At 41.0% G+C, this 22251-nt stretch carries 18 protein-coding genes and 1 other RNA gene; 11 read left to right on the forward strand and 8 right to left on the reverse strand.

Annotated features, from left to right (window positions below):
• Positions 1-100: 100 nt before the first annotated feature.
• Positions 101-1912, reverse strand: coding sequence for a DNA polymerase III subunit gamma/tau (locus tag HMPREF0659_RS05000; RefSeq protein WP_013264854.1), 1812 nt, complete (start codon positions 1910-1912; stop codon positions 101-103).
• Positions 1913-2067: 155 nt separating this feature from the next.
• Here HMPREF0659_RS05000 and HMPREF0659_RS05005 point away from each other — a divergent pair, with 155 nt between their 5' ends.
• The 8 genes from HMPREF0659_RS05005 (at position 2068) to HMPREF0659_RS05040 (ending at position 9122) form a co-directional block, all read left to right on the forward strand.
• Positions 2068-2412: an FtsB family cell division protein gene (locus tag HMPREF0659_RS05005; protein ID WP_036924668.1), complete on the forward strand. Its 345-nt coding sequence runs from the start codon at positions 2068-2070 to the stop codon at positions 2410-2412.
• Positions 2396-2830 (forward strand): hypothetical protein, encoded by a 435-nt coding sequence (locus HMPREF0659_RS05010; protein WP_013264999.1) that lies wholly within the window; start codon positions 2396-2398, stop codon positions 2828-2830. Before HMPREF0659_RS05005 ends, HMPREF0659_RS05010 begins: the two co-directional genes overlap by 17 nt.
• A gap of 108 nt (positions 2831-2938) precedes the next feature.
• Positions 2939-3787, forward strand: coding sequence for a DUF4369 domain-containing protein (locus HMPREF0659_RS05015; RefSeq protein ID WP_013264270.1), 849 nt, complete (start codon positions 2939-2941; stop codon positions 3785-3787).
• A gap of 326 nt (positions 3788-4113) precedes the next feature.
• On the forward strand, positions 4114-5463 hold the full coding sequence (locus tag HMPREF0659_RS05020; protein WP_013263927.1) for a dihydroorotase: 1350 nt from the start codon (positions 4114-4116) through the stop codon (positions 5461-5463).
• A 6-nt stretch (positions 5464-5469) separates the two neighbouring features.
• Positions 5470-6309, forward strand: a complete 840-nt coding sequence (locus HMPREF0659_RS05025) for a vitamin B12 dependent-methionine synthase activation domain-containing protein (protein WP_013264860.1) — start codon at positions 5470-5472, stop codon at positions 6307-6309.
• A complete protein-coding gene (locus tag HMPREF0659_RS05030; RefSeq protein ID WP_044045888.1) occupies positions 6306-7478 on the forward strand; it encodes a metallophosphoesterase in 1173 nt (390 codons plus the stop codon). The genes HMPREF0659_RS05025 and HMPREF0659_RS05030 overlap by 4 nt, the downstream gene beginning before the upstream one ends.
• A gap of 19 nt (positions 7479-7497) precedes the next feature.
• A complete protein-coding gene (locus HMPREF0659_RS05035; protein WP_174254479.1) occupies positions 7498-8310 on the forward strand; it encodes a lysophospholipid acyltransferase family protein in 813 nt (270 codons plus the stop codon).
• A gap of 65 nt (positions 8311-8375) precedes the next feature.
• Positions 8376-9122, forward strand: coding sequence for a polyprenol monophosphomannose synthase (locus HMPREF0659_RS05040; protein WP_004360078.1), 747 nt, complete (start codon positions 8376-8378; stop codon positions 9120-9122).
• 157 nt (positions 9123-9279) lie between these two features.
• On the opposite strand, the gene HMPREF0659_RS05045 is transcribed toward HMPREF0659_RS05040, so the two are convergent.
• From HMPREF0659_RS05045 to HMPREF0659_RS05060, 4 genes are all read right to left on the reverse strand, one after another.
• Positions 9280-9636, reverse strand: a complete 357-nt coding sequence (locus HMPREF0659_RS05045) for a hypothetical protein (protein ID WP_146160283.1) — start codon at positions 9634-9636, stop codon at positions 9280-9282.
• 289 nt (positions 9637-9925) lie between these two features.
• Positions 9926-11287 carry a dipeptidase gene (locus tag HMPREF0659_RS05050; RefSeq protein ID WP_013264291.1) on the reverse strand — a complete coding sequence of 454 codons (1362 nt, stop codon included), beginning with the start codon at positions 11285-11287 and terminating at the stop codon, positions 9926-9928.
• Between the two features lie 31 nt (positions 11288-11318).
• Complete coding sequence (locus HMPREF0659_RS05055; protein WP_013264089.1) at positions 11319-11717, reverse strand: HEPN domain-containing protein; 399 nt, start codon at positions 11715-11717, stop codon at positions 11319-11321.
• Complete coding sequence (locus HMPREF0659_RS05060) at positions 11711-12040, reverse strand: nucleotidyltransferase domain-containing protein (protein WP_004360074.1); 330 nt, start codon at positions 12038-12040, stop codon at positions 11711-11713. The genes HMPREF0659_RS05055 and HMPREF0659_RS05060 overlap by 7 nt, the downstream gene beginning before the upstream one ends.
• Before the next feature lie 120 nt (positions 12041-12160).
• Here HMPREF0659_RS05060 and HMPREF0659_RS05065 point away from each other — a divergent pair, with 120 nt between their 5' ends.
• The gene (locus tag HMPREF0659_RS05065; protein WP_013264256.1) at positions 12161-13492 is read left to right on the forward strand and encodes a DUF6624 domain-containing protein; all 1332 of its coding nucleotides are present in this window, start codon (positions 12161-12163) and stop codon (positions 13490-13492) included.
• A 19-nt stretch (positions 13493-13511) separates the two neighbouring features.
• Here the strand turns inward: HMPREF0659_RS05065 and mfd are convergent, their stop codons facing one another.
• Entirely contained in the window at positions 13512-17048 is a 3537-nt protein-coding gene (gene mfd / locus HMPREF0659_RS05070) for a transcription-repair coupling factor (RefSeq protein WP_013264883.1), read from the reverse strand.
• A 209-nt stretch (positions 17049-17257) separates the two neighbouring features.
• Here mfd and ssrA point away from each other — a divergent pair.
• Positions 17258-17658: a transfer-messenger RNA gene (gene ssrA, locus HMPREF0659_RS12400) on the forward strand.
• A 349-nt stretch (positions 17659-18007) separates the two neighbouring features.
• On the opposite strand, the gene HMPREF0659_RS05075 is transcribed toward ssrA, so the two are convergent.
• The gene (locus HMPREF0659_RS05075; protein ID WP_013264048.1) at positions 18008-19138 is read right to left on the reverse strand and encodes a BPL-N domain-containing protein; all 1131 of its coding nucleotides are present in this window, start codon (positions 19136-19138) and stop codon (positions 18008-18010) included.
• Positions 19139-19557: 419 nt separating this feature from the next.
• On the opposite strand from HMPREF0659_RS05075, the gene HMPREF0659_RS05080 reads away from it, so the two are divergent.
• Positions 19558-20853 (forward strand): histidine-type phosphatase, encoded by a 1296-nt coding sequence (locus HMPREF0659_RS05080; protein WP_013264558.1) that lies wholly within the window; start codon positions 19558-19560, stop codon positions 20851-20853.
• A 585-nt stretch (positions 20854-21438) separates the two neighbouring features.
• Here the strand turns inward: HMPREF0659_RS05080 and HMPREF0659_RS05085 are convergent.
• The gene (locus HMPREF0659_RS05085; protein WP_226893166.1) at positions 21439-22224 is read right to left on the reverse strand and encodes an endopeptidase; all 786 of its coding nucleotides are present in this window, start codon (positions 22222-22224) and stop codon (positions 21439-21441) included.
• Positions 22225-22251: the final 27 nt, after the last annotated feature.

Genomic DNA, 22251 nt, shown 5'->3' on the forward strand with positions numbered 1-22251 from the left:
TCTAAACCTTTCTTTTCCTGCTAAAAGAATACTAACTTCTTATTAATCTGCAAGATATTGATGAGCAATATTAGCCGTAACAGGACAGACGTAGAGTTACTTAATCCAAGCACAAACCTAATGTATCGATAAGTTTCTTAACAGGATGATTCGTTTCCAAAAGTTTACTCAAAGACTCACGAGGTGTAAGCATAGGTTTGATTTCCTCATGCTTAGCAAGACGAATCTCTACTTCAATCTGCCCATTACGCAATTCCTTTGCCAAAGTAGCACGAATACGCGACTTGATTGCAAGCATTTCGTTGAGCTGAATATTATTATCAGCAAGTACCAAGATTACTGGATACTCTGAAATAGTAGGCGTGATATTCTTCATGCGTTGCGACAAAGCTTGCATACGCTCTGGCATTCGTGAACACATAGCACGCCAACTCACAACAAGGTCTTGCTGTGTAAAGCCCTCATGCTCATCCTTATTAGTTATTTCAACTTCCTCATCCTGCTTTTTCTTCTTATCGGTCTTGAGTAGATTGTCAAATGACATCGTCAATGAACCAAGATTAACAGAATTCGGAATACCAGAAGATACATTCACCTTAGGGCGTACACCAGACGTTTCTGTGACGGGTTTCTCTGGTGAAGACACGACCTCTACAGACACTACTTCGCTATCCTTAGAACCACGAGCAGCATCGTCATCACGCTTTAGGCTCCCGACCACCTGCGGAGTCGGTTTCTGTTGAGCCTTCAGAACAAGATTCTTGAACAGGGATTTTAATCGCTTAGGGCTGCGCCCCGAGGCAGGGATATCATCATCCTTCTGCGTAATTTGCGCTACTTGGATGAGCGTCAGTTCCACCAACAAACGTTTATTAGAACTCTGACGATATTCCACATCACAACGATTCATAATCTGCAAAGCCGTATAAAGGAAGTTGACAGGGCATTTTTGTGCCTGCAACTGATAGCGATTACGCAGTTGTTCGCTTACTTCAAGCAAAGGAAGTGTCTGTGCATCCTTTGCCATCAACACATTACGGACATGAGATGCCAAACCATTCACAAGATGTCCACCATCAAATCCCTTATTAATAACGCTGTTCAAGAGAACCATTATCTCACTCACTTTATTCTCTAAAGCAAGGTCGATGATATTAAAATAATTCTCCGCATCGAGTACATTCAAGTCCTCAATCACCTTCTGATAAGTGATATTTCCTTGTGAGAAACTTGCAGCCTGATCGAATATTGAGAGCGCGTCACGCATTCCGCCATCCGCTTTCTCAGCAATAACGTTCAGAGCCTCTTCGTCAAATTGAATGTTCTCCTTCTCAGCAACACGCTTAAGATGGTTGATGATATTAGGAACCGTCATACGCTCGAAGTCGTAAATCTGACAGCGAGAGAGAATCGTTGGGAGAATCTTATGTTTTTCTGTTGTTGCAAGGATGAAGATAACGTGTGCAGGCGGTTCCTCCAAAGTCTTTAGAAAAGCATTGAAGGCAGCTGTAGAGAGCATATGAACCTCATCAATAATAAAGACCTTATAACGACCCACCTGTGGCGGAATACGCGTCTGATCCATCAATGACTTGATGTTCTCAACAGAGTTATTGCTGGCAGCATCTAATTCGAAGATATTATAGCTTCTTCCTTCTCCAAACGCCTTACAACTCTCACACTCGTTACAAGCCTCACCATCAGCTGTTGGATGTTCACAGTTGATTGCCTTCGCAAAAATTCGAGCACAAGTAGTCTTGCCCACTCCTCGTGGACCGCAGAAAAGGTAGGCATGAGCCAGCTTACCACTCTTCACAGCATTCTTCAGCGTAGTCGTCAACGCCTGTTGTCCTACAACGGAATCAAAGGACATTGGACGATACTTTCGCGCCGAAACAATATATTCATCCATAGTTTCAAAATCTAATTGTATATGCAAAGGTAATAAAAGTTAAGAAAAGAGGAGGAAGGAGGAAAGAATTAAATTGTTAATTTGCTAAAAATATGTATGTTTCATGCTCCGATATGCAATCTTTTCCTTACTTTTGCAAAAAAGAATGTAAAGAAGTGAGTAAGATTACCGGACATATTTACAATTTTTTCAGCCGATTTAAGTTTCATATCGTCATCATCTTGGGCGTACTCATTGTAGGCGTTTTAGATGAGAACAGTTTTATGAAACGTATAGAGTATGCTTATCAGATTGACGACTTAAAAACTGAAATCCGAAAGTATGACAGCCAATATCAGCATGACATGCAACAGCTTAAGGAACTAAAGACAGACCCAAAGGCTATTGCACGCGTTGCCCGAGAGCGTTACTTCATGAAGGCTGACAACGAAGATATCTTCGTGTTGAGCGATGATGAGCATCAAACTGAAAACACAGCTAAAAATGAGACAACTGAATAAACTCGAATCAATTATTTACCTTTTGGGAGGAATCATAATGGTTATAGGTGCAGGCTTGTACGCTTTCCTTTTGATTCAACCAATAGCCTGTTGGCTAATGCTTGCTGGTGCTGTTGCTTTTTCTCTTATGCAGTCACGTCAGCGATACCTTGGAACATCTCTTTCTATTCGTCGTTTACGTAAGATTATGTCACTTGCAGGATGGGGATTCATTCTTGCAGGATTCTTTATGGTAGAAGACTCCTACCATTTTCTTCGTCCTGTTTTTGCAGGTTCATTAGATAGCTATAGCAGCTATGTAAGTATTTTCCATCACAATTGGGTCATACTCCTACTTATTTCTGCTATCATAGAGATGTATACTACTCATCGTATCAGCTACGAACTAAAGAAGGAAAGCGAAAGTCCAAGTACCTAAAAAAAGCTAAAAGCTTAGAGATAGTTTTAATTTGAATAAAAAAGTTTCTCGGCTTCAATTATAGAATGTAATTTTGTCTGAGAAGAAACAGAACCAGTTTAATTATCTATGAATAAAATTCTTTACGCACTTCTAACACTTATCGTGTTTACGTCATGTGCCAACTCATTCAATATACAGGGAACATCCAACGTATCAAGCTTGGATGGAAGAAAGTTATACCTAAAAACAGACCAAGCTGACTCACTGATTAACTTAGATTCATGTGACGTCGTTCATGGTCAGTTTGCTTTCCATGGTACCGTCGACTCTACTAAGGTCGCACAGATATTCATGGATGATATCAACTTACAATTCCCAGTAGTTATTGAAAAGGGAGATATTGCAGTTAAACTGGACAACACACAACAGCGTGTCAGTGGCACACCGCTGAATGACAAGCTAAATGATTTCTGGACGAAGTTTACACAACTCCGCAATCAATATGCAGAAATAGATCATGAGGAAAGTGCTGCCATTATGAATGGTCATGATGAAGAAACCGTGAATGCCCAACTTATTAAGAAGGCATTGAACGTTTATGACAAGGGCGACAAACTCTTTACGAAGTTCATTACAGAGAACTTCAATAACATTCTTGGTCCATGGTGTTTCCTTACACGTATCAGCTACGAGACAACACCTAATGCTTACCCTGTATGGATGAATGATTATATGTATACCAATGCGATTAATCAGTTGCCATCATGGATAGAATTCATTATGTCGAAGGCTACAGATACATTTAAGCAGAATCCTCAGATAAAAGCATTCTATACCGACTTCCTACAAGCACAAAAGGAGATGAACGGAATGGTTGATCCAGCCGGAACCAATGATGCTGCGGGAACAACTCCTAATGCTGCTGTAGCACCTCCGACTCCTGCACAGATGGCTGGTGACTCTATTCCAGAGTAAGTTATGGTCCCGACTATCGTATGTTCTAAGCTCTATGCTGACAGAACGATTGCATGATAAGGTTCTATAGGAGTGTTTTGAGCTTCGGATAAAGAGTTCATAGACAACAAACTATTTATTCTACACGAAGGTTGCTGTCACTTCCGTCACTCAATCCTGTTATTTAACTGATTGGTTTATAAAACGTTGAAGCGATATGTTAAAATGACAGCAAAAGAAAATAAAACTACTATTAGTAATATATTCCTTCTTACTTTAGTAGAATTCTCTCACTTCCTATCTCGGAAGAATCAACAAACAACCTCTAATAATAAAGAATATAATATATGAGGAGACTCATTCAAGGTGGAACTATCGTCAATGAAGGGCGAAGCTTTATTGGTTCGCTCATCATAGAGGACGATTGTATCATAGAGATTATAGAAAACAACGAAACACCCCGTGGAGAATTTGACGAAATCGTCAACGCCACGGGGTGCTTTGTACTACCTGGTGTTATTGATGATCATGTTCACTTTCGTGAGCCGGGACTAACGGAAAAGGCAGATATTGAAAGTGAAAGTCGTGCTGCTGCATATGGTGGTGTCACCTCTTATTTTGAGATGCCAAACACTAATCCACAGACAACAACATTAGAAGCTTTACAAGATAAGTGGGAACGAGCAAAGTACTCAAGTCATGTTAACTATAGCTTCTTTATTGGGGCTACAAATACAAATCAGACACTATTCCCTCAATTGGATATCCACACTATTCCTGGAATAAAACTCTTTATGGGAGCCTCAACTGGGAATATGCTTGTTGATCGACGAGAAGCATTAGAAATGACTTTCTGTACTGCTGCAGAATTGAATCTGCCAGTGATGACACACTGTGAGGATTCTGGTATTATCAACGAGAATATGAAAGTTGCCAAAGAACAATTTGGCGACGACCCAGATATTACACATCATTGGGAAATACGCAGTGCTGAGGCATGCTGGGCTTCCTCGCTCTTAGCTGTGGAATTGGCACGAAAGTACAAAACACAACTGCATATTGCTCATATCTCTACAGCAAAAGAATTATCATTAGCTAATCTACCTGAAGATGAAGGAAGGATTACTTTAGAAGCTGTTATTGCACATATTGCTTTCTCTAACGAAGATTATCTTACAAAGAAGGCACTTATTAAATGCAATCCTTCAGTCAAGACGGTAGCTGATAGAGATGCTATTCGTCAGGCACTCACGGATGGACGTATTACAGTCATTGGTACTGATCATGCTCCTCACCTATGGGCACAGAAGCAAGGTGGCTGCTCTAAGGCTGCATCAGGAATGCCGATGGTTCAGTTCTCACTCGTCACTATGCTTGAATTGGTTGACAAAGGTGTTCTTACAATAGAACAGATGGTTAACCTAATGTCACACGCACCGGCTCGACTTTTCCGTATTGATAAACGAGGTTTCCTACGTAAAGGCTATAAAGCCGATATTACTATCGTTGCACCAGACCAACCGTGGACAGTGAACGAAGATTGTATTCAGAGTAAATGCAAGTGGAGTCCAATGATGGGACACACCTATCAATGGCGTGTCTTACACACTTTCTGTAATGGAAACCACCTGTTAAATAAGGAAGAGTTTGATAACACCATACATGGTGAAAGGATTACTTTTCGAAATGATAACTAAGTCGTAATGATCGAAAATAAAGTAGATAACAAAAGTAAGATAATAACATACAATATCAGCGAAATAGTTCCTTATATCAACTGGGCATACTTCTTTTATGCTTGGTCTATGAATGGTAAGGCTAAAGATGCACAACTGGAACTGCGTTCAGAAGCTGAGAAATTATTGGCTGACATGGAAGGGAGATATCACACACGTGCTGTCTTTGCACTATGTGAAGCCAATAGTGAAGGCGATGATATCATTATCAATGGCACACGTGTTCCAATGTTGCGCCAGCAGAAAGTTATTCCAGGCAAACCAAACCTCTGTTTGGCAGATTTCATACGCCCAGCCTCTTCAGGCATCAAAGATACAATTGGACTCTTTGCTACTTCTGTTGATGCTGCATTTACAAGCAACAATGAGGGAGATCCCTACCAACGTATGCTTTCGCAGACCTTAGCTGACCGATTAGCTGAGGCTACAGCTGAGAAGTTTCACGAGGATGTACGCAAGAAATATTGGGGGTATGCAACTGATGAGCAACTGACTATAAAAGATCTTCTTGCAGAGAGATATCAAGGCATACGTCCAGCTGTGGGCTATCCATCCATCCCTGACACAAGTATGAATTTTCTTTTGTACGAACTATTGGATATGAAGGGGATTGGTATCAACCTTACAGAAAGTGGAATGATGGTACCGCATGCCAGTGTATCGGGCTTTATGTTTGCACATCCTCAAAGCCGATATTTCGACTTAGGAAAGATTGATGACGAACAATTAGAAGATTATGCACATCGTCGTAATAAGCCTGTTGAAGAGCTAAGGAAATATCTTGCTTCTACCCTATTGAAGAAATGATAGCCAGAATCGTTATATATCTTATATTAATAATTGTGCTGTCTGACCTCTATATAGACATGCACTATTTCCGCAAACGTTACCCCATCGCTTGGTGGCAACGCCTATTATGGTGGTTACCTTCTATCGGTATGGTCATCTATACCTGTGCGATGGCATCTATTCGTGACTTTGCGCCTAACAACCTCACTTGGTTGAATACATATATATTCCTTCTCGGTTTACTTGTGGGTCCTAAGGCTATCTTCGCACTCATCTCCTTCTTGGGTTCAATCATCCGGAAATATATCATCCGCACAAATCGAAACTGGGGACATTATATAGGTATACTCCTTGGTTGTTTTGCCGTTGGAACATTTATATATGGGCTCACATATGGGGTTTCTAACATACAAGTAAAACATGTAGACCTCTATTTCAAAGATTTACCGAAGTCTTTTGATGGCTATCGGATTGTGCATGTATCTGACTTACACCTCGGCACCTTCAATGGCTGGCGCAGTAAGATTCTAAAAGCAGAGATGGATAGCATTGAAAAGCAGAAAGCTAACCTCATTTGCTTTACTGGTGATTTACAAAACATACGCCCTGAAGAGGTTGAGAAAATGGCTTCAGTAATCCGTCAGCCTATGAAAGGGACTATCTCTGTCTTAGGAAACCATGACTATACTGAATACATCAAAGGTAATGCTAAAGAGAAGGCTGCAGAGGAAGCACGCTTAATAAAAGCAGAAGAAAAAATCTTAAAATGGACTCTTCTACGCAATCAAAACACAGAAATAACATCACCAGCAAAAGAGTCTATCTATGTCTGTGGTACAGAAAACGACGGAAGACCACCATTCCCAAACTATTCCAACTATAGAAAAGCGATGCAAGGAATAGGACCAAATTCGTTTGTGATTATGTTACAACATGATCCATCAGCCTGGAAACGTTCTATTCTTCCTAAAACCCCAGCACAGCTTACATTAAGCGGACATACACACGGCGGACAGATGCAAATCTTTGGATGGCGACCAACAAGTATCCGCCAACAGGAGGATTATGGACTTTATGAACAAAACGGACGCTATCTATATATTACAGCTGGATTGGGTGGACTGGTACCCTTCCGCCTCAATATGCCTAACGAAATAGCGGTGATAACATTACATGTTAAGAAATAAAATTAAAAAGGATACATCTATGAGTAATACTGCAACACAACAACAAAGGCAATCCTCAATAGTTATGCTGGTTATTACATTCTTGTATAGGATTTACATGCTATTCATCGCCTTCCCACTCTTCCTCTTTGCATCTGTTCTAACAGCATTAACAACAACTATTGGCTGTCAAATCGGTAATGGACATTTCTGGGGATACTACCCAGGGAAATGGTGGTCGTGGTTTACCATCCGAATACTCTTTCTTCCTGTAAAGATTGAAGGACGTGAGAATCTTGATCCGAAGCAAAGCTATGTCTTTGTAAGCAATCATCAAGGTGCTTTCGACATCTTTCTGATTTACGGTTTTCTCGGTCGTAATTTCAAGTGGATGATGAAAAAAGCTATCCGTAAGATACCTTTGGTAGGAATAGCATGCGAGAAAGCACATCATATTTTTGTGGATAAGAGTGGTGCAAGTAAAATCAAAAAAACATACGATACTGCACGTGAAACCCTTCGTGAAGGAATGTCTGTCGTCGTATTCCCAGAAGGTGCACGTAGTTTTACTGGTCACATGGGTAAGTTCCGTCGTGGAGCTTTCATGTTAGCTGATGAGCTTCAGCTACCAGTATGTCCACTTACCATCAATGGTTCCTTTGACGTAATGCCTCGTACTAAGGACTGGCATTTTCCTGTATGGCATAGACTGAGTCTCACCATTCACAAACCAATCTTCCCAAAAGGGAAAGGTGCTGAATTCGAGAAGGAAACACTAAATGAAGCATACGATTCTGTTATGGCTGGTCTTTCTCCAGAATACCAAGGTTTCGTAGAGAACCCAGACCAATAAAAATAGACAAAAACTTGTTAGTATCATATTTTTATACTACATTTGTCCTATAAAAACAAAAATCTATGACAAGCGATAGCATTGTAATTATACCGACATACAACGAAAAGGAGAATATAGAGAAGATAATCCGAGCGGTATTCCGATTGGAGAAACTTTTTCACATTCTGGTAATTGACGATGGTAGTCCTGATGGGACAGCACAAATCGTACATAATCTGATTAAGACGGAATTCTCTGACCGCCTCTTTATCATTGAGCGTTCTGGTAAATTAGGTTTGGGTACAGCCTATATCACAGGTTTCAAGTGGGCTTTAGAACATGGCTACGAATACATTATTGAGATGGATGCTGACTTTAGCCACGACCCTAACGACCTTCCTCGCCTTTATGCTGCAACCCATGACGAAGGTTACGATGTTGCAGTTGGTTCACGTTATGTCAGTGGAGTAAACGTTGTAAATTGGCCTATCGGACGTGTATTGATGAGTTACTTTGCCAGCAAGTATGTTCGTGCAGTAACAGGTTTCCACGTGCATGATACGACTGCGGGCTTCGTATGCTATCGTCGTCGTGTTCTTGAGACAATTCCATTAGACATGATTCGTTTTAAGGGTTATGCCTTCCAAATCGAGATGAAATACACCTCCTTCAAGATTGGTTTCAAGATTAAGGAAGTACCTGTCATCTTCGTAAATCGTCGTGAGGGAACCAGTAAGATGAGCGGTGGCATCTTCTCAGAAGCCTTCTTCGGTGTCATCCGACTCCGTATGGATGGTTGGTTCAGAAAGTATCCTAAGATAAAGAACTAAGATTTAAACCAAATAACAGTAACAGCCATAACCTTAGTGGGTTATGGCCGTTACTATTTACACAAGTGACTTTGTCTTTATACAACTTAGAAACTATGGTAGTACAAATCAATTGTATAAAACATTAGAAAATAAATACGGGAGATTCAGGTTTAATTTACTTTTTACTAATTAAACTAACAAACTTGTATCTATATCCATACAAATCTTGCATCTCATAACGTGGACCATATACTTTTACTATGATAAGGTATTCGTGTCCCTCTTCATAGATACTATCAAATCCATCAATATGAGATACAACAGATTTTCTCATATCTTTGTCTACTATAACATAGCCTTTATTTTTCGATTTAATAGATGTACCTGGATAGAAGTAGTCTTCCTTATGCGATAATACGCTTATCGTATCTGTTTTTTCATACTTGTAGTCGCCGTCTACGTCTTCTTCCTTTGTACATCCCACAAAGAGAAATAACATTAAAGATGCTATAATGTATAGATGTTTAATCATAATAATATGAATTAAAAAAATATTTTATCATTACTAAACTCACTTAAATGAGACTGTTACTATAGAGGACTACCTTTCTCTACTTTATTTTGACACAGTCTACTCTGTTTTATTCCAGTCCATTCCTACCAACACAACCAACGTGTATGTACACAATGATTTAATAAAAAGCAAAAGGAACATCATTCCCTGCAATAAAAGCCTTTAGATAAAAGAATCTGTTACTACGGGAAACAATGTTCCTTTGTTACTATATCTTGACACAACTCATTGTGTCTTTATATCAAACTTATGCTTCCTTATCGTACTCGAGGTGGAAGTTTATGATTGTCTCAATTCCCTTCAACCAGAGATCTACTGGCATATTCTCGTTCGGAGAGTGAATAGCATTTGACTCCAAGCCGAAGCCCATGAGAACAGTCTTCACGCCAAGCAACTTCTCGAAAGTAGAGATAATTGGAATACTACCACCGATACGTACTGGCAATGGACGCTTACCGAATACAGCCTCAAAGCCACGCTCAGCAGCCTTATAAGCAGGGAAGTCAATTGGACAAACATAACCATGACCACCGTGATGCTTCTCTACGTTCACTGTGACATAATCAGGAGCAACACTGTTAAAATAATCCACTACCAACTGGCTAATCTTTGTATGATCCTGATGTGGAACAAGACGTGAAGAAAGTTTTGCGTATGCCTTTGATGGAATAACAGTCTTAGCACCATCACCTGTGTAACCACCCCAGATACCGCATACATCAAATGTTGGACGATAACCAGTGCGCTCGATTGTGCTATAACCTTCTTCTCCGAAGAGTGCCTTAACACCAAGAGACTTCTTATATTCCTCCTCATCGAAAGGAATAGATGCAACGAGTTTACGCTCCTCATCATAAGCCTCCTCAACATCATCATAGAAACCAGGGATACGAATCTTACCATCAGGACCAGTCACATCAGCTATCAACTTACAAAGAACATTGATAGGGTTAGCCACTGCACCACCGAAGGTTCCTGAGTGAAGGTCACGGTTAGGACCAGTCACCTCTATCTGCCAATAAGACAAACCACGCAAACCTGTTGTGATAGAAGGAGTATCAGGACCGATAAGACCAGTATCTGAAACGAGGATTACATCGCAAGCCAAGAGTTCCTTGTGTTCCTCAATGAATGGACCAAGACTACCAGAACCAATCTCTTCCTCACCTTCAAAGATGAACTTCATATTATGCTTCAACAAGTCATTCTTGTTAAGATACTCAAATGCCTTTGCCTGCATGAATGACTGACCCTTATCATCATCAGCACCACGAGCCCAGATATGACCATCCTTAATAACTGGCTCAAATGGTTCGGTCTTCCAAAGTTCAAATGGCTCTGCTGGCATCACATCATAGTGACCATAAACCAATACAGTCTTTGCATTAGGGTCAACCATTCTCTCTGCATAAACCATTGGATTACCCTTTGATGGCATCACCTCAGCTTTGTCAACACCTGCCTCAAGCAGCAATTCCTTCCAACGTTCAGCACAGCGTACCATGTCCTCCTTATGAGCTGGTTGTGCACTTACGCTTGGTATACGTATCAGACTGAACAACTCCTCGAGCATTCTGTCTTTATTCTCTTCTACATATTTCTTAATCATAATTCTTTATTTATTGTGATTATCTTCTTTATTATTTGAAAGTAATCAATGCTTCCATTTCATTGATAAATTTCTCAATCTGAATAAAATAAGGCATAACTTCTTCCTCCGTAGCATCAAACATATCATCATAGTCACCAGATTGGCGCAACTCGTATAAACGGGAGAACAATCTCCCATAAGTTTTGTCGATAAGTCCAACAGAGATAAACTGCTGTCCTATAATATGAATAGTTCCTGCGTGTGTCTTTGCAGATAATCCTTTATCAAGGAGTAAAGCCTGTGCCATATGATAGACAGCATAATATAAACGATTCCCAACAAGGCTCCAATGGCCTAAACGAGCGTTGTCACGTGCCTCTACTAACACCGCTTTTGCTTTCTCAATGCGGTATGCTACAAGTGCTTTTCGTTCTTCACTTGTCAACATAACAAAATTCCCTCTGATTCAACATTGTTATGAAAAGGAGAGTGAATTCGATTAGCCCACTCCTGCAAGGTATAGATGATAGGATGTATCATTGCATTAATTTTCCATCCAAGTTCCCAGAAAGGATAGGTGAACTTATCATGATCAGATTCTTCTATTCTATCCTTATCAAGAAGAATGAGAATATCCCAGTCTGACAGTTCACTTGCATCACCACGTGCCTGAGAGCCGAAAAGAATTATCTTTCCGTTTTCAGGTTTTAACTCCATCGCAATGCTGCTAATAGCCTTCAACACATCATTATGTCTTACTTCTTTCATCATCTGTTCGCAAATTTAAGCATGATTTATCAGTTTCGCAAGTTTTTTGTTTAATTTTATACTTGCTCACATATATGATAATAGAAATAAATTGTATATTTGCAAAAAATAACACATTACCCCATGAATAAAATTATCTTAACTATTATCCTTTCATCTTTACTATTCGCATGTAGCTCTGTTAAACTTACAGAAGAACAACGTATGCTGAATGGAATAAGGCGAGATGTCCCTTTTCAATTAGACTCTCTTAAACCCACCAATAGTAACAGCTGGAGCTTCACCAACAATGGTATTATTACAGCAGAGCCTGACTATGAAATAAGGGATGACGGTGCATTATTTGTTTATCGTACTTTCTTTAATGGACCGAAACAAGCACAGCAGCCCAATATTGTATGGCGTAATCTCTTCATAATAAGAAAGAAGCACCGAGTAATATGTGTGGATAGGATATTGATAGATGGTAAGACGAAAGGTATAGTTTATATTCTTCAGAGCAAGAACAAGTCCTATCCTTCTTATGGACATTATCAATGGGATGTCACACGATTGGAACATTTAGAGTTAGTTGGCTCTATTTTAGAAGATATGAAGAACTCAACTCTAAAACGATTCAACCTTTCTAACAGCACTCCTAAATTAATGTCTTCAGATATCAAGACACCTTCCTCACAGGATGATTATTGGCGTCTTATCTTCCATGCCGACTCTCTTTATGAGCAAGGGCGTTATGATGATGCCATCCGTGTATATACTGAAGCATTCGCAGATGATCGTTACATCTTTCCTTCCAAGTTATCAAGTGTTGCTTATAAATTACGTATGGTTGATAAAGAAGAGGCTGCTTATAAGTTTGATAAGCACCGTATAAGAATGGAAAAGGATTACTATCAGATGCCAGACTCTGCTACTGTGCCTTCTTATGAAGATGAGTTTGATAAGCGAGCAGATATCTATAACTATGATTTATCACTGAAGAACCATTTAGAAGAGATGCTTGAACGTGACCAAGCTTATAGGACACAATGGATATTGAGCCGACAGTTGCACCATGAGGAGACACAATATGATATAGCGTTAAGGCTTCGTGCTGATAGTATTGACTCTCTCAACCAAGTCGAGATAAGGCAAATATTGAAAGAACACGGCTTCCCTAAAAAGACAGAAGTAGGCACTTCTGCTTGTGAGGCAGCATGGATAATCATTCAGCATGCACCCTTGGACGTACAGAAAGAATATCTACCTATGTTGGAGAGAGCTGCGACAGAAGGGAACATTCAAGCTGCTTTAGTTGCTGCTCTACATGACAGGATTGATGTAAGAGAGGGGCGACCTCAGAAATACGGAACACAGAGAAATCACAATGGAATCTGCCCTTTACTTAATAAGAAAATGGTCAATCAATGGCGGAAGGAGGTTGGTCTTCCACCATTGGATGAATATTCAAAGTGAACTTAGGGTATCCATTTCATCAAGACATTTTGTTCCCTTGTTCTATTGCTCTTAAAACTTTAACTCCTTCTCCTACCGTCTTCACATCACTGACTACCATAGAACGTTTGCCATTTCGTTCCTTCAGATTGCAACGACGAGGATGATAACCGATGTAATTGAGAACCTTATCAAAGGCAGCACTCTGATAGTAGACACTATTAGGATTAGAAACAAATTGCATCTGCATACGTCCTTGCTTAAGGATAATCTTCTCACAACCCAATCGCTTACCCACACGACGAAGTGCAACGACCTGCATCAGTTCCTCACCTTGACGTGGAACAGGACCGAAACGGTCTTGGAGTCGCTTACGATAGGCATCGAGGTCTTCGTCTTTTTCTATATTATCCAGTTCACGATACAGCAGCATACGCTCTGAACTACCCGGCACGTAGTTATCAGGGAAGTACATTTCAAGGTCGCTCTCTACGGCACAATCATCAATAAAGTCATCACCCGTAATCTGCTTTCCTTCGTCCATCTCCTCTTCATACAAATCTTGGAACTCATCATTTTTCAGCTCCATCACCGCCTGATTGAGGATTTTCTGATAGGTCTCGTATCCCAAATCCTCCATAAATCCACTCTGCTCAGAGCCTAAGAGGTTACCAGCACCACGGATATCAAGGTCCTGCATCGCAAGATTAAATCCACTACCGAGGTCGGAGAAGGTCTCCAAAGCCTCCAGCCGACGACGCGCCTCTGGGTTTAATGCAGCCAAAGGAGGAGCAAGTAGATAACAGAAAGCCTTTTTATTAGAACGTCCCACACGACCACGCATCTGGTGCAGGTCGGAGAGTCCGAAACGATGAGCATCGTTAATGATAATAGTATTGGCGTTGGAAATATCAATACCATTCTCAACAATCGTTGTTGAAAGCAGTACGTCATAGTCATAGTTCATAAAGCCCATCACTATCTCCTCCAATTCTTCAGGTTTCATCTGTCCATGTCCGATAGCGATACGGCAGTTTGGCACATACTTTTTAATAAGATTTGCTATCTCTGGAAGATTGCTGATGCGGTCATTTACAAAGTAAACCTGTCCATTACGGCTCATCTCAAAGTTGATTGCATCTGCTATCACTTCATGTGAAAAAGAAGCTATTTCGGTCTGAATAGGATAACGATTGGGTGGCGGTGTACGCATAATACTCATATCACGTGCACCCATCAGTGAAAACTGTAGCGTACGTGGGATAGGCGTTGCCGACATCGTAAGGGTGTCAACATTTGTTTTTAATTGGCGAAGTTTCTCCTTTGTCGACACACCGAACTTCTGCTCTTCGTCAATGATAAGTAGTCCGAGGTCATGCCACTTCACCGACTTCCCTATCAACTTATGCGTACCAACAAGAATATCTATCTTTCCCTCTGCCAAATCCTCCAACACCTGTTTTGTTTGTTTAGCACTGCGAGCACGTGAGAGGTAGTCGACACGCACAGGCATATCCTTCAATCGCTTCTTGAAAGTTTGGTAATGCTGGAAAGCTAACACGGTTGTAGGTACTAATACAGCCACCTGCTTATTATCCACAGCAGCCTTGAAAGCTGCACGGATAGCCACCTCTGTCTTACCAAATCCCACGTCACCACAAACCAGACGGTCCATCGGACGTGCGCTTTCCATATCTTGTTTGAGTTCTTGTGTAGCCTTCAACTGGTCGGGCGTATCCTCATAAAGGAATGAAGCCTCCAATTCATGCTGCATAAACGAGTCTGGAGAAAAGGCAAATCCTTTTTCACGACGTCGCTTAGCATAGAGTTTTATGAGATCGCGTGCAATATCCTTGATACGCTTCTTCGCCTTTTCTTTCAGTCGATCCCAAGCACCTGAACCAAGAACAGACAATCGTGGTGGTTCACCACTATCACCACGACGATACTTACTAATCTTATAGAGCGAGTGAATAGATACGTCTACAATGTCATTATGCTGATAAACCAGACGTATCATCTCTTGATAAGAGTCGCCAGCAGGCACACGAACCAGACCAGCAAACTTACCTATTCCAAAGTCAACATGCACTAAGAAGTCACCAGGTTCCATTTCTTGCAGCTCTTTCATCGTCAAAGCCATCTTACCTTGACGTGCCTTGTCTGACTTGAGATTGTACTTATGGAAACGGTCAAAAATCTGATGATCGGTAAAGAAACATACCTTCAGCGTACTATCAACAAAACCTTCATGCAACGTTCGGTTGACAGGTGTAAAAGGTAAAGCTCCCACCGTCGCATCCTGCCCCTCCCCAGACAGTTCAGCTACAGACAGATTCTCAGAGTCAGGTGAGACATTTGTATCTGACAATGAATCGAAGATATCTCTCAAACGTACAGTCTGCTTCTCGCTATCTGCAAAGATATAAAGTTTATAACCTTTTATAAGATAGTCACGAAGGGTCTTAGACAGCAAGTCAAAGTTCTTGTGGAAGAGTGGTTGTGGCGAGGTACTGAAGTTAATAGTAGCCCGTGAACCATCCTTCTTCTTTGCAAGGTCTGAAGAGGAATAATTGATACCAAACTCTATACGACGGAAGTCAAGCGCATCATTCATCCAACGTGAGGCTGGCACCAGTTGCCCTTCCTTACGGAAAGCCACTTCCAATTCACGCTGTTCTAATTCCGTCTTACCCTCTAACTTCTCTGTCAGAGCCTGATTAGTAAAGCCTTCTTGATAGATATTATCAATCGCATCACGCACATAGAGGAAGTCCTTAAATGCCAACACGGCATCTTCTGGCAAGAACTGAAGGAAAGGCACCTTCTCTTCTGACATCGTTGTCAGCTCTGGAACAATCTCAACACGTGTCAGCTTCTCTGTAGACAACTGCGTCTCCACTTCAAAGTTGCGAATGGTTTCAATGTCATCGCCGAAGAAGTCGATACGGAAAGGGAGTTCGTTTGAGAAGGAATAGACATCAATAATACTACCACGCACAGCAAACTGACCTGGCTCATAAACATAATCAGTCTCTGTAAAACCAAAAGAACGTAAGGTTTTCTCTACCTCCACAATATCAATATGCTGGTCCACAGTCAATGTCAAACGACGTTCATCCAACTGTTTTTTTGATACAACAAGTTCTGATAGGGCTGATGGCTCAGTGACAATATAAAGCGGTAGAGCGTTGTCAGCATCCGAGGCAAGGGCTGAAAGACGTGTCAGCACCTCTGTACGCAGGATTTCATTACCCGCATCACGCTGTCCATATTTCACTGCACGACGATAAGACGATGGAAAAAACAGCACCTCTGCCACCTTCCCTTCACCATCTGCAGGCATAGCAATTGTCTTGAGGTCATTGTAGAAATAACCCGCCTCATCATTGTCATTCAACACGAAAACAGTCGTAGTCTTCCATCGTTCAGCTATTGATGCAAAGAACATCGGAGCAGCTGAAGCCACGAGTCCTTGCAGAAAAACAGTTCTTATCGACTTATCTTTCTGTATCTTTTGTATCGCTCCTGCCTGTGGCAGCATAGCATATAATTTCTGTATGTCTTGTATCTTCATCGCAAATGCGTTGTACTTGCAAAGTTACAACAAATTTCAGACAGAGGGCAATTATCTATGAAATTAAGCAGAAAAGTACTTAAAGATTTGGTAGTTTCGTGAACTCTCCTTATATTTGCAGTCTGATTCAGTGGAAACAGAAGAGGATAAACATAGGGATAAAGGCGAATAACATCGACTAAAACCCATAAAAGTCCTCATTGTACTATGGGCTTGTTTGGATTTGACGGCAAGACGAGATGGTACGTAAGCACGCGGAGCATCGTTGACTGGCTCCTAAATCTCAGTTATCGAAAAATTAATTGGCGAAAACAATTACGCTCTCGCTGCCTAACCGAAGTACAGTAGGTTACTGGCTTTATCCGACTATTAGATAGTTGGACGAGACATCGCTCCGAGGATGTTGTTCCGAATCCAGAGAGTAAGCGATGCAGGTTCAATCGGAAATAGTCAGTGTATGCCTCGCTGCACTGATGAAAATTTAGAGGATAAGATGTCGGTTGGTGGTCCAGGTCTTGCCGACATACGAAAATCGAAGGCTGGAATAAACGTGTAGAAAGCGTATGGTTTCCTTGTGCGGACGTGGGTTCGACTCCCACCAGGTCCACTTTTTAATCCTAAAAGGGATTCTCTAAAAATTAAAAGGCAGTATCAAATTAAGCTTTGATGCTGCCTTTTTTATTTATCATCATTGAACTAATCTGTGAATCTTCCAAGAAGTGAAATAATCTAACCTACTAAAACAAAGAGAAGTTATTACTTCTATTACCACAATAAGTTTAATTTCGTTTTGCTGTCACTTTTAACATTTCTCATAACAGCATTGTTTATCAACACATTAACCTGTCAATTTGAATGACAAGAATGACAGGAAAATTTGTTTTCAAGTAATGTCTCCTTCGAGACAGTGCCCACGTCTAATCCATTTCCACCCTATAATAGACTCTACAAGATAAGGGTTATTTATGTGGCAATAATGCTTTCAGATGCTCAAGATGCTTCACCATTTTTTGTTTCGTTTGCTCATCACGTTCTACCCGACATGCCGCTTCTAAGTCTGATAAGAAGGGAAGATAGTCAGTCTCAGCAATAAAGCGAGCCGCACGTTCTCTTACCGCAGGACTATTGTCAAAGAGTAAGCCTTGCACCCAACGCTTAGCATCCCATGACCGACATGCCTGTAACCAGTCGAGTGCAGCTATCTTCTCCTTAGGCGAACCGTATAAGAATGTTCTATAATATCCACGTTCCTTTCTCAAATCATCTTTCGTCATGAGAATCTCACGATTGTATAAATCGGGATTAACGACTCGCTTCGAATATGCTACGACTGGCATGCGTAAGGTCCAACGCACCATGCGTGGTATCATCCACATCATTCCTGGTGTTGCCTCTGGGTGCGAGATACTACTAAAGACACGCCCTTTCCCATATTCATTGGCAATAAAGAAAGGACGATTATTCGTCATGTTAGCTGGAGCATTACCCTCTTCATGCACATCGGTTTCCATTATCGCCATAGTCGTGTAAGGAAGTGGAATATTGTCACTCTTTACAAGGACAGGACCTTCGTAATACATGACGTATGACTTATCACGCTTAGCAAGCTCAGGGAATAGTTTTTTACCTTCTGCCGTGAGGGAGAAGGCTGATATTCCATGTCCACGATTATCATGCTCAATATCAATTGCCTTTCCACCATTAATGTGCATACAAGCATATCCTGGTGTGTCTGTAAAGAGATAGGCACCAGCACAGATACCCACAGCACCTTTTCCTGAACGAATAAAGTTTCTTATTCGTTCCATGTTTTCCTCTCCAAGATTCATATACTGCGTCGCTCCCTCACCACCTGGGATAATGATAGCATCCAAATCCTTCAAAACGCCATTCGCAATATCACCCGTAGTGATAGTTCGGACCGTCATATCAGGATCCAATTGTATGGATGCAATCGTCTCCCAAATACACGTTTGTGCACCGCCATTACCTTGGAAAACACCCACACGTACCTTGTTCCCTACTCCCATACTCCATGCACTCAGTCCTACCAAGCACATGGCAATGATGAAAAACGTTTTTCGTAGCATAATTGTTTATGTTAGTTTGTAATTCTTTTATAGTCAAGTTTGCGCATAGTCAACCTACTATGAACGAAACAAAGATAGTATTTATCTTTGATATTTACATGTAAACAAAAGTGTTTTAAGTATTTTTAGACTATCGTTTAGTACCTTATCCCACACACTTATAGGTTCAGACAGACCTATCCTACCCTTCCCTACCAAAGTATAGATGCCCAACACCATTGGTGCTAATGCTCAGCACATATAGTGCGGAGGGTGAGCACCATTAGTGCGGAGGGCATAAACGACACTAACAATACCATAAGAATGGGATAAAGCAGTATAGACATTTACATGGAATGAGCCTTTAACTTACACTCTATTACGTATGTTTATAGAAAATGATTACCTTTGCACAGTAGTTTAGATCAAATCACAACGATATGAAAAAACAACTTATCTTGCTTTGTGCGTTAGCCATCTCAGCATCGTTACACGTCACAGCACAATCATTCAGAAAGCAGATCAGTGAGCATCCTGAGCTTTCTGCCAACAATTACCTTGCTTACCCAGCACCTTCGGGTAGGCTAACGCCTGCTCCTTCAGGCTATCTTCCTGTATATCTATCGCATTATGGGCGACATGGGTCACGCTATCTCATTCATGAGCAACAGTATCTCCGTCCTATAGAAACCCTACAGCAAGCTGATTCGGCTGGTGTGTTGACCAATGAAGGAAAGGACGTCTTGAAGAAATTACGCCTCATGTATACAGAATCTTATAAACGATGGGGAGAGCTGACACCATTAGGAGCACAGCAGCATCAGCAGATTGCACGAAGAATGTATCGTCGTTTCCCATCTGTATTCCGTGATTCGGTATGGGTGGATGCCAAGTCGACGGATGTTATACGCTGTATTCTATCCATGGAGAACGAACTGCAGGAACTGATTCGACATAACCCTCGGTTGAGAATTAGGCATGATGCGAGCGCACATGACATGTATTTTATGAAGCAGCCAGACAAGAAACTCTCTCATCAAAGGGATAGCAGTGCTGTAAAGAATACGATTGACGAGTGGGGCAAACGCAATATTGATACCAAACCATTGATGGCTCGTCTCTTTAAGGATAAAGAATACGTGACAAAGAAGGTGGATGCAGGACAGCTTACCTTCGACCTTTTCAGTTTAGCAAGCATTGTTCAGAACTCAGAGATACGCCATTCGCTCTCGCTATACAACCTCTTTACAGCCGATGAGTTGTACCAACTATGGCAGAGGAGCAATGCTTGGTGGTACTTACGTTATGCCAGTGCACCACAAAGCGGAGGTAATCAACCTTTCTCACAGCGTAATCTCTTGCGCAAGATTATCACTGATGCTGATTCTTGTCTTGCCCTCCCTCATCCAGGTGCAACCCTTCGTTTCGGCCATGACACGATGGTTATGCCATTGACGTGCCTACTGAATCTTAATAACAATGACATCAAGGTTTCAGATATAGACAGTCTTACCCTGAAGGATTGGAGTTCTACACGCATTGTCCCTATGGCTGCTAACATCCAGTTTGTTTTCTATAAGAATCCGAAGAATCCAAAAGCTGATGTTCTCGTGAAGGTTTTACTCAACGAGGAGGAAGCTACGCTACCCCTTCCAAAGACCTCTACACCATATTACTATCGATGGAGCGACTTTAAGAAGTTCTATCTTTCAAAGCTAAATAGCTATCATGAATAAGGAGCTATGCCCCTAATTGTTATCATAGCTATATTCTCTTCCCCCTAACAAGACGCCCTCCTCGATGTGAGAAGGGCGTCTTGCCGTTAGGAGATACAACTCCTATCATATAGTACAGAAAGCAGAAAAGGTTGAACTACCAATGGTTAGTCCAACCTTTTCTGTCTTATTTATTATCATCGCAAACACTGAAACAAAGCAAAATCATATTTGCTGTCACTTCTGTCATGCGCTTACGACTTGTAATACACTATAATTTAGATTATTACGACAAATGTTAAATATGACAGCAAACAAAAAAGAAACTAAAATAGGGGTATATAGTGTGTTTTGTTGCGCACTCAATATTGACAAATCACCTTGACTTATCTAAACAAAACAATAGATCACGACCCTGTACATCCTTACTTGCAAACAATCGCATGATATCTCGGAAAGGAGCAGGCATGCGCGAGAAATCACTTTCAACACAATCAAAGATAGTGCGATTATTTACTTCGAGCGATGAACACATTTTCCCTTTCCCATAACAATCATAATGCTCACCATCTCTTACCTGTGCTTCAGGGTGTTGACGGATTAGCGTTATGACGCTATCATTCGCCTCTTTGGACAATCTAATACGATTGCCCTCCTCGTAATAGCCACCCCACTTAATATCGTCATCGTCCGTGTCTTCGTATTATATCCGAACTCATATGTGGGAATAGAGCCTCCTCCATATGAAAGAAACCCTTTGAGGATATAATTCTGTTCCTTTGCAAGATACGACTTACGCAGATTAAGGATTTCCTTTTGATGCCGATTATATAATAAGGAGTCGATAACAAAAAGACTATAAGCCTTCATATCTCGGGCTTTATCAAGCTTATTATCCGACCATGCCATCAGTACTCCCCACTGGTCATAGAACTTCCATTGTGCAGAATCAGGGATGAGCGGTGAACCACCAGTGAACCCTTTATACTTCACCTTATCTACTATTCCTCCCCTATCGCACACGAAGAAAGAATATATAGATAATGCAGAACCTTCTGTAATGACATAAGTCTTATCTTTATACCATACAGACTTTGGACCACTAAAAGTAAAAACAAGCAGAGCTATAAATCCACCAACAAGTACAACCACACTGGAGAGGATAATCACCAACACACCTAACAGCTTATTATGGTTTAGGCTCTTTCTGATGACTCTTCCTATGGGATAAAGCCATATAGGAAGGGTGCAGAGCATACCATAATACAAAATACTGTCTAAGACAACATTGAGCCGTAGACCATCTGGCAGACACATGTGCAATATCCACCAACTGAAGCACAGTAGGATGTGAAGTAAGAAGATAGAATATACAATCCGCTTAGTTGTCATAACAATCAGCATTTATTACGAACAAGG

The organism is Prevotella melaninogenica ATCC 25845 (genome assembly GCF_000144405.1).
GTDB classification, from domain to species: domain Bacteria; phylum Bacteroidota; class Bacteroidia; order Bacteroidales; family Bacteroidaceae; genus Prevotella; species Prevotella melaninogenica.